The organism is Mycobacterium conspicuum (assembly GCF_010730195.1).
GTDB lineage: Bacteria > Actinomycetota > Actinomycetes > Mycobacteriales > Mycobacteriaceae > Mycobacterium > Mycobacterium conspicuum.
Map to the genome: position 1 here is coordinate 4,224,905 of NZ_AP022613.1, position 16,295 is coordinate 4,241,199.

The window sequence follows — 16,295 nt, forward strand, 5'->3', positions numbered from 1 at the left end:
GCGATTTTTCCGCCCAGGCTTCACAACCAACGCCCACGATTCACACTCAACGGGGCGGCCGGCTCGGCGGGGCAGCGCGGGCAGCGCGAGGCTCGACGCGGGCGCTCAGTGTGAACACAGGGCTTTGAGTGTGAGCTTATGGCGGTAAATCGCGCGAATTTTCCGCCCAGGCTTCACAACGAACGCCCACGATTCACACTCAACGGTGCGGCCGGCTCGGTGGGGCCGGCTCGGCGGGGCCGGCTCGGCGGGGCAGCGCGGCGCAGCGCGAGGCTCGACGCGGGCGCTCAGTGTGAACACAGGGCTTTGAGTGTGAGCGTATGGCGGTGGTCATCGGCGTGTCGCCGCCATAGGTGCACACTCAATGAGCGTCGTCAGGTGGCGGCTTCTCCGTCGAGTTGATTGTGCGCGTACAAATTTGAGTGTCGTCAGGTGGTGGCCAGCCGGCGCACCAAGCGTCGCGGGGGCGACGGCAATGCCCCCTCCGCTGCCACCGCGACGTCGAGTGCCTTGACGAGCAAACGTATGGCCGGGCGCGGCGGGAGCGCATCGAGCTCCTCCCCCCGCTCGGCAAGCCCGTCGAGCTCGCCGCGGCACACCGCGCCGGCGACGGCCAGGGCAGCGGGCTCGCGAGTGTCCAGTGCGCCGTGCGCCAGGGTCGGCAGCTTCACCAGCACCGGGTTGGGCACCAACGAAGCGATCCGCTCAGCCACCGCGCGAGGTGTGACCAGATCGCGGCCACCCGAGATCACCACCGTGGGCCAGTTGAAGTTCGGCATCTCCGCCGCCAGATCGTACGGCTCGGCCTCGAAAGGTGTTGTGTCGGGCATGATTTCGCGCAATGCGGCGGCGGGGTCGAGCGGCAGGCCGTCGGGTTCGGCGGCGTAGTCGAGCTCGCGGAAGGCGATGCGGCCCACCAGGTCGCTCTCGAAACGGTAAGGGGCGGTGCGGGTCAGCAGGTTGCCGATCCGAAGCAGCCCCTGCCACAACAGCATTCGGCCGCCGAGCAACAGGTCGAGTTCGCGGTCGAGCAGGGCGACGCCGCCATATCCGTACAACCGCGCGGCGACCTGCCCGCCCGCGTCCGTCATCACGCCGTCGTCGACAAGCCGGCGCATCTTTCGCGCCAGCGCGGCGGACTCCACGTCGTCACCCTTGAGCAGCAGCCGTCGAATGGCTTCGCGCACGTCGGCGATGTCGTCGCGCGACAGCAGCGGTGAGTCGAGGATCATCGCCCACACCCGCGAGGGATGGCGCACCCCCACTCCGGCCGCGATATACGTGCCGTAGGAGGTCCCGTAGATGACGGCCGACTCGACGTGGGCGTCGTCGAGCACCGCGGCGACGTCGTCGACGACCTGATCGACGGTGAACGCTTCGGGCGGCAGGTCGGCGCCGGAGTCGTCGTGGCGCGACATCCCCACCCCGCGGTGCTCGATCATGATGACGTCCAGACCGGCTGCGGCAAAACGCCGCCGCAGTCCGCGGTACACGCGCATCGCCCCCACGCCGGGACCTCCGGTGAGGATCACCAGCGGGTGCGCGGACTTGCGGCCGGTGCGCACGTAGTACAGATCGAACTCGTCAGCGCTGCCCGGCGACACCGGGCGACGTATCGGCCGCACCCCCGGCAGTCCGGCCAGCTTGTCGTGGACCCGGCGGCGTTTGGCGTCCATCGTCATCGCTATCGCCCCACCACATCAGCCACGGATCAAGTCTGCCGCTTTCTCCCCGATCAACACCGACGGGGCATGCGTGTGCCCGCGCACCGTGCTGGGCATCACCGAGGCGTCGGCTACCCGCAGACCCTCGACCCCGCGGACCCGCAGCTGCGGGTCGACCACGCTGGCCTCGTCGCTGCCCATCCGGCAGGTGCCCAGCGGGTGGTACAGCGTGTGCGAGCAGGTGGCCAGGGCCCGCTCCAGGGCGGCCTCGTCGACCGCGGCGCAGTCGCGCGGACGCGCGATCGGACCGAGCAGTTCCTTCAGCGCGGGAGCCTCGGCCATGCGGGCGCAGATCCGCAGCCCGGCCATCATCGCCGCGCGGTCCACGCCGCCGGGATCAGACAGATAGCGCGGGTCAATGATCGGCTTGGCGAGCGGGTCGGCGGACCGCAGCCTGATCTGGCCACGGCTTTCCGGCGCGACGAGAATGGACGCCATCATCACCCCATGCCCCTCCGGCTCGACAAGCGCCTCGTCCCAGAACGGCGCCGGCGCGAAGATCAGCTCAATGTCGGGCAGCTCCAATTCGGGCCGGCTGCGCAGGAATCCATACGCCTCACCGACGTTGGAGGTGAGCATGCCGCGGCGCCGCACGAAGTAATTGAAGAGCTCCTTGGGCTTTTCGGCGGCAAACAAGCTGCCGCCGTCGAGGGCAAAGCCCAAACCCGCGACGAGATGGTCGATCAGATTCTGGCCCACCTCGCGCGACTCGTAGACGGTGTCGATGCCGTGATCGGCGAGGTGTTCGCGATTGCCGATCCCGGAGAGCATCAACAGCTGCGGACTGTTGACCGCACCTCCGCAGAGCACGACCTCGCGGCGCGCGGTGACCACGAAAGTCTCGCCGCCACGCTGGTATTCCACGCCGACGGCGCGGGTGCCGTCGAAGACGACTCGGGTTGCGGTGGAGTCGGTGAGCACGGTGAGGTTTTCGCGACCCATCGCCGGCTTTAAGTAGGCGTCGGCGGTGCTGCATCTGGCGCCTTTGCGCTGCGTGACGAGTGCCTCGCAGAATCCTTCCGGCGCAGGGGAATTCGGCTGCGCCGCGGGAAAGCCGCATTGACGGGCGGCGGCCAGCCAGGCCGCGGTCAACGGCCGCGGGCTGCGCTGGCGGGACAGGTGCATCGGGCCGGTGACTCCGCTGTCGTCGCCGCTGACGAAATGCCAGGCCTCGGTGACGTTCTCGATGCGGCGGAAGTACCCGAGCGCCTCGGCGGCGGACCACTGACCGCCGGCATGCGCCGCCCACTCGTCGTAGTCGGCGGCGAAGCCGCGCACCCACATCATGGCGTTCATCGACGACGAGCCACCGAGCGTCTTGCCGCGCGGCCAATAAATCTCGCGGCCGTCGAGCTCCTTTTGCGGTTCGGTGAGGTAATCCCAATCCCACGCACTGCGGAACAACCTGCTGAAGCCCGCCGGGATACGAATGAATTTATTCTTGTCCGGCGGGCCCGCCTCGAGGGCCACGACGGTGGTGGCCGGATCGGCGCTGAGCCGGCTGGCCACGACCGCCCCCGCCGAGCCGGTGCCGACGACTACGTAGTCGCACTCAAGATTCATGTCGGGGTGAGTGTAAATCGCGGGATGTCCATGTTGCGGGTGCTTCGAGAATGCGCATCAGATGCGTGCGAAGCCGTCGGTCACAACATCGCCCCAACGCGCCCGCTGCTGCAGCCTAAACGCTCAGATCGATGCGGTGCGCGCCCTTGACGCCGTCGTACCGGTCGGGACTGCAGGTCAGCACGATGACCTGACCGTGCTCGCCCACGGTGTCGAACACCTCGCCCATCTTGGCCAGCCGGTCGGGATCGGTGAACCCGAGCGCGTCGTCGACCACCACCGGCACGGTGTCCTCCTTGGCGACCAACGCGGCGCCGGCCAGCCTGGCCAGGATGCCGAGCTGCTCTTTGGCCCCACCCGACAGGGACTCGTAGGGCACCGTGATGCCGTCCAGCGTGCGGGAGCGGATACACAGGTCACTGTCAACGTCGACCTCGAAGCTGGGGCCGAACACCGGGCGCCCCAGCCGCTGCAGTTCGGAGCGGTAGGGCTCGACGTAACGCAAGCGGGTGGTGTCGCGGTGGCGCGTCATCACCGATCGCAGCAGCTGTGCGGCGCGGGCGCGGCCGCCCACCCGGGCGTGCTGGTCGGCCGCGTGCTCACGCTCGGTCTCGGCGGCGTCGAGCTTGCCCTGGCGGCCCTCGGTGCCCATCACCGAGAGTTCGATGCTGATTTCGCGCAGCGACCGGGAGGCCTCTTCGTAGCGCTCGCGCAGCGACTCGGCCGCCATGGTGGCCTCGGCCAATTCGGCATCCACCGCGTCCGGCGCCGCGGCGGCCAACTCGGCGGCCAGCTCGGCGGCGCGCCGCTCGGCGGTTTGGGCTTCGCTCAGCGCGGCCTCTGCCGCCGCCGCCAGGTCCGCGTCGCTGACGGTCGCGCGCTCCTGGGCCAGCTGCTCGGTGGCCCTGTCCAGCTCGGCGCGCTGGGTTGCGGCGTTGTTCAGCAAAACCGTTGCCCGAGTGGATATCTCGGTGAGGTTGGCCGCTGCGGCCGTCGCGGCCTGGCGACATGCTGCGCTCCGGGCTTCCGCCGCGTCCAGATCGGTATCGCCGGGTTGATCGCCGCGCAGCTGCGCAAGTCTTGTCCGCAGTTGGTCCACCTGATCGTCGCCGCACAGGCCTTCCAGCGTGGCGCTCAATTGGTCGCGGCCGCTTTGCAGTTCGCGGCGCCGCTGGTCGACGTGCCGCGCCTCCGCAAGGTCGGCGACCTCGGCTGCCGCCAGGGCGGCGGCCAGTTCTTCCTGTGCCGCAACGTGTTTGGCCTCCACGTCGCGCACGGTGGCACCGGGGGTGATGCGCGCGGTCACCACACCGACCACCTCGACCTCGGTGGCACCGGTGACGGTGGTCGACCAGCTTCGACCGGCGGGCACCGACACCCGCTGGTCACCGACCGCGAGCTCGATGTCGGTGGCGGCGGTCAACTCCACCGCCGCCGAGATCAACGCCAACTGGTCGCTGGTGCGGTCGACGGCGGCCGCAGCCCTTTCTATGCGCTGCAGTAGCGCGTCGGTGAGGGTGATCGCGGACAGCTCGGCGCCGATGCGGTCGCGGTCGCGTTGGGCGGTGTCGATCCTGTCCAGCCGCGCCGACAGGCGGGCGTACTCGACGCCCTGCCGGGCGGCCGCGAGGACCTCGGCGGCTTCCTTGAGTGCCTCGTCGGCCGCCTCGGATTCGGCGCGCGCCGCCGCCTGCGCGTCTGCGGCCTGTTGCGCCTGCGCCTCGACCTCGGCGATAGCCGCTGCGCGAGTGTCGATTTCGGAGACCAGCCGCAGCCGTCCGGCGTGGGCGGCGGCAGCGGCGACGTTGGTCGCGGCCGCGGCGTCGGCGACCAGCTTGGCTTCCCGCGCCTGCCGGGTGAGTTCGGCGACCTTCTCGGCGGCCGCCTTGGCGGCTTCCAGCCGGGGGCCCGCGGCGAGGCGGAGCTGCGACAGCTCGGCCACCTGCTCGGTGAGCACCGCGTGGCGCCGCACGCGATCGTCGACCTCGGCGACCGCGGCCGTGCACTGCGTCACCTGGGCCTCGGCATCGGCCAGTCGGGAGATCGCGGCCGCCCACTCCCCCGTCGCACGCCCGGTCGCGGTGAAGTAGCGCGCGTACTCGGCGTCGATCCGTTCGATGAGCATGGGCTCGGTGCCCGAAAGCGCGCTGTCGGATTGCGCGGCGGCGACATCGAGCGCGCGCGACAGCGCGTCGCACCCGGACAGGTCCACCGGGACAATCGATGCGGCCTGCAGCACCCGCTGCGCGTGCCAGAGGTCGTTGTCCACCGTCTCGCCCAGCATCGCGCGCACCCGTTCGTGGGCTTCGTCCCCGGTCAGCTGCTCGCGACGCGGCGCCAGCACCGTCAACTCCGTCTCTGGCTTCTTGTGGAAGCGCTTGCGATAGACGAAACGATAAGGGCCGCTGCTGATTTCGGCGCTGACCTCGGAGCCGACGTCGGCGTGCGTCGGCTTGACCTGCTTGACTTCCTTCTTCGTCGAGCGGTCCCTGGACTCCAGCAGCAAATCCAGCGCCTCGATCATGGAGGACTTGCCGACCTCGTTGGCGCCACACACCACCACCACGCCGTGGTCGGGAAACTCGATCTCGCGGTGCGCGATGCCGCGGTAATTGGTCAGGACCAGCCGGTGCAGCTTCATGCGGCGCCCCGATCGGCGAGGCGCAGCAAGAGCGCCAGCGCGGCCTGGGCGTCAGCGGCGGTGGAGTCGTCCGCGCGCGCGGCGGCCACCAATTCCTCGACGGCGGCGGCCGCGAAACCCCCGATGCCGAGGTCGGTGAATTCGCCGTCGGCGGGCACGACCGCGAGCTCGGTGTGCCGATCCCACAGGCCCAGCCAGGCGAACAGGCGCCCGTATCGGTCCAGGCAGGTGTCCAACGCGGCGCGGTCGGTGACCGTCAACGAGCCGGTCAGCGCCAGCCGCACCACGGTGCGTTCCTTGTCGGCCATCTGGTCGAGATTCATGTCCAGGTCGGCGATGTCGCGGTTGTTATCGACCGGCCGGCGCAGCGTGACGAACCGCCAGTACCCGACATCTTTTGGCGTGACGGTGACCGCGCCGTCGTCGTCGATGTCGACGACCAGGACGTGGCCCGGGTCGGATTCGACGTCGTCGAAGTTGGTGACCTCCGGCGAACCGGAGTACCACACCCGGCCGCTGTCGCCGACCTGGGTGAGCGAATGTTTGTCGCCCAGCGCCACGTAATGCAGCGCACCGCTTGCCAATGCGTCGTCGAGGACGGCGAGGCGGATCAAGGAGGGCTTGTCGCGGTCGGGGTCGAGCACGTCGACGCCGCCGTGCGCGACGAGGACGCGGGTTGCCGGCCCCGGCTCGAGGCCCTCGAGGGCTGCGGCGACGAGGTCGGTGGTGGGGGCCTTGGATCGCCATGGCGCCGCGACGATCTCGAGTCCCGGCCGCACCTGGTGCACCCCGGCGCGGTCGAGCACGACGACGTTGTCCGGGCGTTCGGCGGTGAACAGCGCGCTGGTGTAGACCGACGACGCGTCCAGCGGGTCGTGGTTGCCCGGCAGCAGGAAAACCGGAACACCGATGGCGCGCATGGCTTCCAGCGACTGGCTGACGACCTGCGGGGCGAGCTGGTTGTGTTCGAAGACATCGCCCGCGACCACGACGAACTCGGCGCCCACCTCGGCGGCCAACGCGCCGAGCCCGGCCACCGCGTCGCGGCGGGCGGCCGAGTACCGCGGCTGGGCGTCCCCGGCCAGGAAGTGCCGGGTCATGCCGAGCTGCCAGTCGGCGGTGTGCAGGAACCGCATCCTTTTGACCCCTTCCTGAGATGGCGTGGCTGTCGAGGCAACGAGAGTCTAAATTCGCGTGCCGACAAGTCGCGGGACCTGCCTCGGCGGTTCGGCGGGATGATCAGCCGACCAGCTCGATCCCGCGCGACGTTGCCGATCCGGATTTCGTCGCCGGGCCCCGATCGTTGATCGGCAACCGCCGTTCGGGGCCGCCGTCGTTGAGGACAAGGCGGCTCAACGGGCTTGGCGCCGTGTCCGCCGGGTGCTTCGAGATCTCGGTGCGGTCCGTTGGATTTTCACGCCGGGCTGGCCGAGCGAAACAACTTGCGCCACTGTGGCTTCAACAGTCACATGCTGAAGTTTTTTGTCGGTGGCCCGGTCTAGTTTCGGGTTATGACTTCCGGCAGCATCATGGATCGCGACGCGATCACGGGCGCGTTTGACGCGCTCGATGCCGCGCTCGACGCCGTCGCCGAGTTGAAGTTCGACGCGTTGACCACCCCGGAGCGGCTGGGATTGTTGGAGCGTTGTGAGCGAGTGCGCCGGCGGCTACCAACGGTAGAGCATCCGCTGCTCAATCAGCTTGCCCGCCAAGCCACCCCGGAGGAACTGGGCGGCAAGCTTTCCCATGCCGTGGCCGAATGGACGCTGAGCACTCGCGCCGAGGCGGGCCGGCGCATCCGGGAGGCGGCCGATCTGGGCCAGCGGTGCGGCCTCACGGGCGAGCCGCTGGCGCCGGTGTTAGCGGGCACCGCCGCAGCGCAGCGCGCCGGAAAGCTGGGGCCCGGCCAAGTCGCGGTCATCCGGCGGTTCTACCACCGGCTACCGGGCTGGATCGACGACGCGACTCGCCAACAGGCCGAAGCGCATTTGGCCAAGCTCGGCACGCAATTCCGGCCGGAACAGTTGGACGGACTGGCCGATACCGTAGCCGACTGCCTCAACCCCGACGGCAACTACACCGACGAGGACCGCGCCCGCCGCCGCGGTCTGACCCTGGGCAAGGAGCAGGCAGACAAAATGTCCGAGCTGCGCGGCTGGATCACCCCCGAACTGCGCGCGACGTTGGAAGCCGTGTTGGCGAAGTTGGCCGCCCCCGGCATGTGCAACCCACTCGACGAAACTGCGTGTGTGGACGGAACCCCCAGCCAGGAAGCCATCGACAGCGACAGCCGCAGCGCCGCGCAGCGCCAGCACGATGCGATGTTGGCCGCGCTGCGCGCGGTGCTGGCGTCGGGAAAACTGGGACAGCACAACGGGCTGCCGGCGTCGATCATCATCACCACAACGCTGGCCGAACTGGAAGCCGCTGCGGGTAAGGGACTCACCGGCGGAGGCACCATCCTGCCCATGAGCGACGTCATCCGCCTGGCCCGTCATGCGCACCACTATTTGGCGATCTTCGACAAGGGCAAGGCCCTTGCGCTGTACCACACCAAGCGGCTGGCTTCACCCGCGCAGCGAATCGTGTTGTACGGCAAGGACCGTGGCTGTTCGGCGCCCGGCTGCGACGTGAAGGGCTACTACAGCGAGGTCCATCACGTCACGGCCTACTGCAAGTGCCGCACGACCGACGTCAACGATCTGACCTTCGCCTGCCCGACCAACCACAAGACACTCGAAAAGGGCTGGATCACCCGGAAGAACTCCACCGGCGATACCGAATGGATCCCACCGCCACAATTCGAACGCGGCCAACCACGCGTCAACACCTTCCATCATCCCGAAAAGCTCCTGCGCGCATGGGACGACGACGATGAGTGGTAAATAGCCGCATGCGCGGGCCCCGCATTCACTAACCTCATTCGAATGACGGCACGACACCACACCCTGATGCTGCTGCGGCACGCGAAATCGGCGTACCCGACCGGCGTCCCCGACCACGACCGACCGCTGGCGGAACGGGGCATCCGGGAGGCCGCGCTGGCCGGCGACTGGTTGCGCGCCAACCAACCGGCGATCGATGCGGTGCTGTGCTCGACCGCGACCCGGGCTCGAGAAACGCTGAAGCGCAGTGCCATCGACGCGCCGGTGCGCTATGTCGAGAGGCTTTACGGCGCCACGGCCGGCATGGTGATTGAACAGATCAACCAGGTGTCCGATGACGTCAACACCTTGCTCGTCGTCGGGCACGAGCCGACGACGTCGGAAGTTGCCCTCATCCTCGCCGGCGACGACGGTACGGACACTGTTGCGCTGGAACGCATCTCGGAGAAGTACCCGACGTCGTCGATCGCGGTGCTCCGGATCGACGGCGGATGGGCGAGCGTCGAACCGGGCAGCGCGGCCCTCGTCGACTTCCACGTGCCGCGGTGAGAGCCGTTGCGAGCGTGCGCAGTTGTACGGCTCAGGCGGCGTGTCGTCGCACAAACACGCACGCTCGCGGATACAGCGGTTAGGAGTTGGTGGCGAGGGTCAGCTCCATGAGCTTGAGGGCCTGCCCGCACGCGTCGATGCCGGGCGCCTGAGGGTTGACCCACCAACCCACCACACCGGCCGCGTCGCTCGCGACTCCGCAGGCGCCGTTCGCGTCGTCGGGATGCATGATGATCGAATCGATGCCGTTGATCGCGCGCGTCTCGACCTTGTATTTCAGGAAGTCGGCGACCTTGCGCTCGTTGCTGAGGCTGCCCTGCTCGAACCAGAACCGGGTGATGTCGATCAGGCCCGCCGGGTTGGCGGCCTGCCACCGGCAGATCGCGCCGACGAACGTGCTCTGGATGTCGAGCGGGTCGGCGCCCACCGTCTTGGCCAGGATGTCGGTGGTCAACACCTCGCATTCCTTGAGCAGGTTGGGGTACTGCTGCTCGGAATTGTTGTTGCGCGGGGTGCTGCCCGAGCCCGCCTTCACGGCGTTGCCGCCGATCGACCTGGAACAGCTGGTCAACACCAGGACCACGCTGAGCAAAACCACGCAGGCCCTCATACAAGCCCTCATTTGGAGTTCGCAATCGACTGGCGCGCCAGCTCTTTGGCGATGTCGCACGGCGGCGGGAACGGCTTCTGGCTGAAGCTCACCGACCATTCGATGAAGTCGTCCTGGAATTGGATCCCGACCTCGCACAGCGAGTCACCCAGGTTCGGCTCGTTGCCGACGGCGATGAAGCCGCCGTGGCCGTCGATGTTGATGTCCTCGACGCTGGCGCGGGAGAGCTCCTCGGTCTTGCGCTCGCGCCCGATCGGGCTGCCGCGATACCACGAGAACGAGAAGTGCGGGCCCAGGATGCCGCCGCCGGCCAACCATTGACAGCCCACCGAATTGCGCGCGGTGTTCTTCAGGCCGGTCACCTTGGTCAGCTCGGTCACCGTGGAGTCGTTGATGCCGCCGCATTGCGGGAACATCGGCCCGTGGTGGCCCTCGGAACCCGCCGGCGCCGACGTCGTCGCCCCCGGCTTGTTGTCGCCGGAACTGGAGCAGGCCGCAACTGCCGGAATCAACAGCGATAGGGCCGCCACCGACAAGCGGGCTAGGGCAAGCCTAGTGCTGGTCACACGATGCACTGTAGCGGCAGCCCGCGGGGTCGAGCATCGACACACCGCTTGAACAGGCATTTCAACCGGCGCGCGGCGTGTGCGACAGTTACCCAATGCTCCTGGCCCTGCTGCGCCAGTACATCCGGCCGTACCGTCGGCTGGTCGCGGTGCTCATGGTGCTGCAGACGATCAGCACGTTGGCGACGCTGTATCTGCCCACGCTCAATGCCGCGATCATCGACGACGGCGTGGCCAAGGGCGACACGGCCACCATCGTCAGGCTCGGCCTGGTGATGCTCGGCGTCACCGGTGTGCAGGCGCTGTGCTCGATCGCGGCGGTCTACTTCGGTTCGCGGACCGGCATGGGTTTCGGGCGCGACCTGCGCTCGGCGATGTTTCATCACGTCACGACCTTCTCCGAGCACGAGACCGCCCGCTTCGGGGCGCCGACGTTGCTGACCCGCACCACCAACGACGTGCGGCAGATCCAGTACCTGGTGCAGATCGGCTGCCTGGTGTTGGTCACCGCGCCGATCATGTCAATCGGCGGCATCGTGATGGCCATCCACCAGAACGCCGGGTTGTCGTGGCTGCTGCTGGTCAGCGTGCCGATCCTGGCCCTGGCGAATTACTGGATCTTCTCGCACGTGCTGCCGATGTTCCGCAGCATGCAAAGCCTGATCGACGGCGTCAACCGGGTTCTGCGTGACCAACTTTCCGGTGTCCGGGTGGTCCGGGCGTTCGCCCGCGAAGGGTTCGAGCGGGAGAGGTTTGCCCGGGCCAACGCCGCGCTGTCGGACACCGCGCTGCGCGCGGGCAATTGGCAGGCGCTGACGCTGCCGGTCACCACGCTGACCATCAACGTGTCCAGCGTCGCCCTGATCTGGTTCGGCGGGTTGCGCATCAACAGCGGGCAGATGCAGGTCGGTTCGCTGATCGCGTTTCTCGCCTATTTCACCCAGATCCTGCTGGCCGTCACGATGGCGACGATGACGCTGGCGGTGCTGCCACGCGCCGCGGTGTGCGCCCAACGGATCACCGAGGTGTTGGCCACCCGACCCGCCATCACCAATCCGGTCAGCCCGCAGCACCCGCGGTCCCCCGCCGGCGTGGTGCGCCTCGACGGCGCGACGTTCTGCTACCCCGGCGCCGACCGCCCCGTGCTGCAGGACATCTCGCTGACCGCGCTGCCGGGCACCACCACCGCGATCGTGGGCAGCACCGGTTCGGGCAAATCCACACTGATTTCGCTGATCTGCCGGTTCTACGACGTGACCGGGGGCGCCGTGCTCGTCGACGGCGTCGACGTGCGCGACTACGAGACCAAGCGGCTGTGGACGGGCATCGGATTGGTGCCTCAGCGCGGCTATCTGTTCTCCGGCACCGTCGCCGACAACCTCCGCTACGGCGCCGCCGATGCCAGCGAGGCCGAGATGTGGGAGGCGTTGCGGGTGGCCGGGGCCGACGGCTTCGTGCGGGATCACGGGCTGGCCATGCCGGTCGCGCAGGGCGGCAGCAATTTCTCCGGCGGGCAGCGCCAACGCCTGGCAATCGCGCGCGCCGTCATCCGCCGCCCGGCGCTCTACCTGTTCGACGACGCGTTCTCCGCGCTCGATGTGCACACCGAGGCGCAGGTGCGCGCGGCGCTGCGGGAAATTGCCGGAGACTCCACGACTATCGTTGTCACACAGCGTCTTTCGACGGCATCGGCGGCCGATCAGGTGATCGTGATCGACGCCGGACGCGTGGTCGGTGCGGGCACCCACGAATCGCTGCTCGCCGACTGTCCCACCTATGCCGAGTTCGCCGACTCGCAAACGGTGAGTGCCGGGGTGCCCGGACAGTGAACACCGCGATCGCGCTTCGCTTGATCAGGCGGCTGGGACCGCAGCGCCGCCTGGTCGCGGCGGTGATGACGCTCGGAATCACCGGGACCGCAATCGGAGTCGTCGTTCCGCGGATCTTGGGCCACGCCACCGATCTACTTTTCAACGGCGTGATCGGGCGCCGGTTGCCCGCGGGCATCAGCAAGGCGCAGGCCGTCGCCGCGGCCCGCCGCCACGGCGACAATGCGTTCGCCGACCTGCTGTCCGGGATGAACGTGGTGCCGGGCCGGGGTGTGGATTTCGTCGCGGTGGGCCGCACGCTGTGCCTCGCGCTGGCGCTGTATCTGGTTGCCGCGCTGCTGCTTTGGGTGCAGGCGCGGCTGCTGAACGTCACCGTGCAGCGGACCATGGTCGCGCTGCGCGCCGACGTCGAGGACAAGGTGCACCGGCTGCCGCTGGCCTATTTCGATGCGCGGCAGCGCGGCGAGCTGCTCAGCCGGGTCACCAACGACGTCGACAACCTGCAGTCGTCGCTGACCATGACGGTCAGCCAGGTGCTCACCCTGCTGCTGACGGTGGTGGCGGTGCTGGCGATGATGGTGTCGATCTCGCCGCTGCTGGCGCTGATCGCGCTGGCCACGGTGCCGGTGTCGGTGCTGGCGACGCGGGCGATCGCGCGGCGGTCCCAGCGGCTGTTCGCGGCCCAGTGGACCAGCACCGGGCGCCTCAACGCCCACATCGAGGAGACGTACAGCGGGTTCACGGTGGTCAAGACGTTCGGCCACCAGCAGGCGGCACAGGAACGGTTCCGCGCGCTCAACGACGACCTCTACCGGGCCGGCTTCGGGGCCCAGTTCGTCTCCGGCCTGGTGTCGCCGGCGACGGCGTTCGTCGGCAACCTGGGCTATGTGGCGGTGGCCGTGGTGGGCGGGGTGCAGATCGCCACCGGGCACATCACGCTCGGCAACATCCAGGCGTTCGTCCAGTACCTGCGGCAGTTCAGCACCCCGGTGAACCAGGTGGCCGGCATGTACAACGCACTGCAATCCGGGATGGCCAGCGCCGAGCGGGTGTTCGAGCTGCTCGACGAGCCCGAAGAGGCCCCGGACCGGGCTGTTGTCAGCTCCAATGGTCAGCTGCGCGGGCGGGTCGAGTTTGAGCACGTCAGCTTCGCCTATCGGCCCGGGGTCCCGGTGATCGAAGACCTGTCGCTGGTCGCCGAACCCGGCAGCACGGTGGCGATCGTCGGGCCGACCGGGGCGGGCAAGACCACCCTGGTCAACCTGCTGATGCGGTTCTACGAGGTCGATTCGGGTCGAATCCTCATCGACGGCGTCGACATCACCTCGCTGAGCAGGCGCGCGCTGCGCTCCCGGATCGGCATGGTTTTGCAGGACACCTGGCTTTTCGACGGCACGATCGCGGAAAACATCGCCTACGGACGGCCCGAAGCCAGCGCAGACGAGGTGGTCGCGGCCGCCAAGGCCGCCTATGTCGACCGCTTCGTGCGGACGCTGCCGGCGGGCTATGACACCGGCGTCAGCAGCGACGGCGCCAATCTGAGTGCTGGCGAGAAGCAGCTCATCACCATCGCGCGCGCGTTTCTGGCGCGGCCCCAGTTGTTGATCCTGGACGAGGCGACCAGTTCCGTCGACACCCGCACCGAGGCCCTGATCGCGCACGCCACCCGCGAGCTGCGCAAAGACAGGACGAGTTTCATTATCGCGCACCGTCTTTCGACGATCCGGGACGCCGACCGCATCGTCGTGGTGCAGGCCGGCAAGGTCGTCGAGCAGGGCAATCACGCCGAGCTGCTGGCCCGCCGCGGCGCGTACTACGCGATGACGCAGGCCTGACGCCGAAACTGCGCTCAGCGCGTCTTTTTGGTCGGAAATGCGATCTCACCGCAGTCTCGGCGGGCAGATCACTCCAAGGATTCGTTGAGATAACGAAAAGGACACCGTTCGACCCTTTTCTCAACCACGAGAAAGGGACAGAACCATGAAGTTCACCACCATAGCCAAAGCGGCCACGCTCGCCGCCGTCGCCGGCGCAATGGCGCTGGGACTGGCCACGAATGCCCAAGCGGCTTCGGGCACCATGTACGGCAACCCCGCGGCGGCCGCCAAGTTCTGGCACCACCAGCAGTACGACGACTGCGTCCTGATGTCGACCGCCGACGTGGTGGGCGAAATGACGGGCCACCAGCCGTCCGAGGCCGCCATCATCAAACTGGCCGAAACGACGCCCAGCATGGTCCACCCCGGCTCGATCTACATGCCGTCCGCCAACAAGGAGAACCCGTACTCCGGCATGGGCACCAGCTTCATGGACATCGGGCAGATGCTGGCGCACTACGGCATCGCCGCCCAGTGGACCGACGCGACCGACGACGCGCCCAAGGCCTACCCCGCCACCATGGAGACACTCGAACAGCTCCTGGGCGGCGGCCACAAGATCATCGTCAGCCTGAACGGCGAAATGATCTGGCGCATCCCGATCGAGACCAAGGATGAGCAGGGCAACCCGCGCTCCGACCATGGTGTGGTGGTGACCGGTGTGGACACCGCCAAGGGCGTCGTGCACCTCAACGACAGCGGCAACCCCGACGGCCGCGACGAGCAGATTCCCATGGCGCTCTTCGTCAAATCGTGGGCGACCAGCCACAACTTCATGGTGTTCACCACCGGCACCGGGGTCCGGTCCTGATGGGCCCCAACCTGATTCACATTTACAAAATTGATCACCTTGGCGGGCCGGGTATTTCACTCGGCCCGCCCTTGGTATCACAATGGGAGCCATGGTGGACAAACGTCTCGAATTGGGCCTATTGGGGCCCTTGGAGATGAGCGTGGACGGCGTCCTGGTGCCATTGGGCACCCCCAAACAGCGTGCGGTGCTGGCCATGCTGCTGATGAACCGGAACAGCCCGGTGGGCGTCGATCGGCTCATCACGGCCCTGTGGGAAGGCTGGCCGCCGTCGGGCGGGCGGGCCAGCATCCACTCCTACGTGTCCAATCTGCGCAAGCTGCTCACCGGCGCCGGGATCGACCCGCGCGCGGTGTTGGCCGCCGCACCGCCCGGATACCGGCTCAGCATCACCGATGACCGTTGCGACATCGGCAGGTTCGTCGCCGAGAAGGCCGCGGGCGTGCACGCCGCCGCGGCAGGCAAATTCGAACAGGCGAGCCGGCATCTGTCCGCCGCGTTGGCGCAGTGGCGCGGGCCGGTGCTCGAGGACCTGCGCGACTTCGAGTTCGTCAACACCTATGCGACGTCACTTGTCGAGGACAAGATCGTCGTCCACACCGCCAAGGCGGAAGCCGAAATCGCTTGCGGGCGTGCCCCGTTCGTCATCGCCGAACTCGAGGCCCTGACCACCGAGCATCCTTACCGTGAGCCGTTGTGGGCCCAGCTGATCACGGCGTACTACCTCACCGACCGCCAGTCCGACGCGCTGGCCGCCTACCGACGCGTGAAGACGACCCTCGCCGACGACCTCGGGATCGATCCCGGCCAGACGCTGCGCGATTTGAACGAGCGCATCCTGCGCCAGGATCGACTGGACGTCAAAAAGAGCGCCAAGACCACCGCCGTCGGCACCGTCACGGTGCTCGATCAGCGCACCAGGGTCTCCGGCCAGAAAGTCCTCGCCTACCTGCACGATGCCGCCGGCCGCAGCTACCCGCTGCAGTCGGCGGCGACCCGGATCGGGCGGCTGAGCGACAACGACATCGTCCTCGACAGCGCCAACGTCAGCCGCCATCACGCCGTCATCGTCGACACCGGGACCAACTACGTCATCAACGACTTGCGATCGTCGAACGGCGTGCACGTGCAGCATCAGCGGATCCGCGCCGCCGCGACCCTCAACGACGGCGACCACATCCGCATCTGCGACCACGAATTCACCTTCCAGATCAATGCCGAGGTCGAGCGCAGCGGCTGA

The 16,295-nt window shown here is 68.1% G+C and carries 12 protein-coding genes; 6 read left to right on the forward strand and 6 right to left on the reverse strand.

Annotation, left to right across the window (positions count from 1 at the left end; all coding sequences use genetic code 11):
• Positions 1 to 428: 428 nt before the first annotated feature.
• From G6N66_RS19400 to G6N66_RS19415, 4 genes are all read right to left on the reverse strand, one after another.
• A complete protein-coding gene (locus G6N66_RS19400; RefSeq protein WP_085233289.1) occupies positions 429 to 1,682 on the reverse strand; it encodes an alpha/beta fold hydrolase in 1,254 nt (417 codons plus the stop codon).
• A gap of 18 nt (positions 1,683 to 1,700) precedes the next feature.
• Positions 1,701 to 3,287 carry a GMC family oxidoreductase gene (locus tag G6N66_RS19405; RefSeq protein WP_085233291.1) on the reverse strand — a complete coding sequence of 529 codons (1,587 nt, stop codon included), beginning with the start codon at positions 3,285 to 3,287 and terminating at the stop codon, positions 1,701 to 1,703.
• A gap of 115 nt (positions 3,288 to 3,402) precedes the next feature.
• Positions 3,403 to 5,928: an AAA family ATPase gene (locus G6N66_RS19410; RefSeq protein ID WP_085233293.1), complete on the reverse strand. Its 2,526-nt coding sequence runs from the start codon at positions 5,926 to 5,928 to the stop codon at positions 3,403 to 3,405.
• A complete protein-coding gene (locus G6N66_RS19415) occupies positions 5,925 to 7,064 on the reverse strand; it encodes a metallophosphoesterase family protein (protein WP_085233295.1) in 1,140 nt (379 codons plus the stop codon). The genes G6N66_RS19410 and G6N66_RS19415 overlap by 4 nt, the downstream gene beginning before the upstream one ends.
• A 375-nt stretch (positions 7,065 to 7,439) precedes the next feature.
• Between G6N66_RS19415 and G6N66_RS19420 the strand changes: the two genes are divergently transcribed.
• Together G6N66_RS19420 and G6N66_RS19425 are read left to right on the forward strand one after the other, a co-directional pair.
• Positions 7,440 to 8,813 carry an HNH endonuclease signature motif containing protein gene (locus G6N66_RS19420; RefSeq protein ID WP_085233296.1) on the forward strand — a complete coding sequence of 458 codons (1,374 nt, stop codon included), beginning with the start codon at positions 7,440 to 7,442 and terminating at the stop codon, positions 8,811 to 8,813.
• A 42-nt stretch (positions 8,814 to 8,855) separates the two neighbouring features.
• Positions 8,856 to 9,362, forward strand: coding sequence for a SixA phosphatase family protein (locus tag G6N66_RS19425; protein WP_085233299.1), 507 nt, complete (start codon positions 8,856 to 8,858; stop codon positions 9,360 to 9,362).
• A gap of 79 nt (positions 9,363 to 9,441) precedes the next feature.
• On the opposite strand, the gene G6N66_RS19430 is transcribed toward G6N66_RS19425, so the two are convergent.
• Positions 9,442 to 9,984: a DUF3558 domain-containing protein gene (locus tag G6N66_RS19430; RefSeq protein WP_085233301.1), complete on the reverse strand. Its 543-nt coding sequence runs from the start codon at positions 9,982 to 9,984 to the stop codon at positions 9,442 to 9,444.
• Positions 9,981 to 10,547 (reverse strand): DUF3558 domain-containing protein, encoded by a 567-nt coding sequence (locus tag G6N66_RS19435; protein ID WP_372515663.1) that lies wholly within the window; start codon positions 10,545 to 10,547, stop codon positions 9,981 to 9,983. The genes G6N66_RS19430 and G6N66_RS19435 overlap by 4 nt, the downstream gene beginning before the upstream one ends.
• Before the next feature lie 86 nt (positions 10,548 to 10,633).
• Here G6N66_RS19435 and G6N66_RS19440 point away from each other — a divergent pair, with 86 nt between their 5' ends.
• From G6N66_RS19440 to embR, 4 genes are all read left to right on the forward strand, one after another.
• Positions 10,634 to 12,367 carry an ABC transporter ATP-binding protein gene (locus G6N66_RS19440; protein ID WP_085233304.1) on the forward strand — a complete coding sequence of 578 codons (1,734 nt, stop codon included), beginning with the start codon at positions 10,634 to 10,636 and terminating at the stop codon, positions 12,365 to 12,367.
• Positions 12,364 to 14,202: an ABC transporter ATP-binding protein gene (locus G6N66_RS19445; RefSeq protein ID WP_232079357.1), complete on the forward strand. Its 1,839-nt coding sequence runs from the start codon at positions 12,364 to 12,366 to the stop codon at positions 14,200 to 14,202. The genes G6N66_RS19440 and G6N66_RS19445 overlap by 4 nt, the downstream gene beginning before the upstream one ends.
• A 145-nt stretch (positions 14,203 to 14,347) precedes the next feature.
• Positions 14,348 to 15,055 (forward strand): hypothetical protein, encoded by a 708-nt coding sequence (locus G6N66_RS19450; protein WP_085233305.1) that lies wholly within the window; start codon positions 14,348 to 14,350, stop codon positions 15,053 to 15,055.
• An 82-nt stretch (positions 15,056 to 15,137) separates the two neighbouring features.
• On the forward strand, positions 15,138 to 16,295 hold the full coding sequence (embR, locus tag G6N66_RS19455) for an ATPase/transcriptional regulator EmbR (RefSeq protein ID WP_372515662.1): 1,158 nt from the start codon (positions 15,138 to 15,140) through the stop codon (positions 16,293 to 16,295).

Coding starts and splice junctions, on each gene's coding strand:
- embR (WP_372515662.1), top strand. CDS start 15,138: ATGGGAGCCATGGTGGACAAACGTCTCGAATTGGGCCTATTGGGGCCC.
- G6N66_RS19440 (WP_085233304.1), top strand. CDS start 10,634: ATGCTCCTGGCCCTGCTGCGCCAGTACATCCGGCCGTACCGTCGGCTG.
- G6N66_RS19415 (WP_085233295.1), bottom strand. CDS start 7,064: ATGCGGTTCCTGCACACCGCCGACTGGCAGCTCGGCATGACCCGGCAC.
- G6N66_RS19425 (WP_085233299.1), top strand. CDS start 8,856: ATGACGGCACGACACCACACCCTGATGCTGCTGCGGCACGCGAAATCG.
- G6N66_RS19420 (WP_085233296.1), top strand. CDS start 7,440: ATGACTTCCGGCAGCATCATGGATCGCGACGCGATCACGGGCGCGTTT.
- G6N66_RS19450 (WP_085233305.1), top strand. CDS start 14,348: ATGAAGTTCACCACCATAGCCAAAGCGGCCACGCTCGCCGCCGTCGCC.
- G6N66_RS19400 (WP_085233289.1), bottom strand. CDS start 1,682: ATGACGATGGACGCCAAACGCCGCCGGGTCCACGACAAGCTGGCCGGA.
- G6N66_RS19430 (WP_085233301.1), bottom strand. CDS start 9,984: ATGAGGGCTTGTATGAGGGCCTGCGTGGTTTTGCTCAGCGTGGTCCTG.
- G6N66_RS19405 (WP_085233291.1), bottom strand. CDS start 3,287: ATGAATCTTGAGTGCGACTACGTAGTCGTCGGCACCGGCTCGGCGGGG.
- G6N66_RS19410 (WP_085233293.1), bottom strand. CDS start 5,928: ATGAAGCTGCACCGGCTGGTCCTGACCAATTACCGCGGCATCGCGCAC.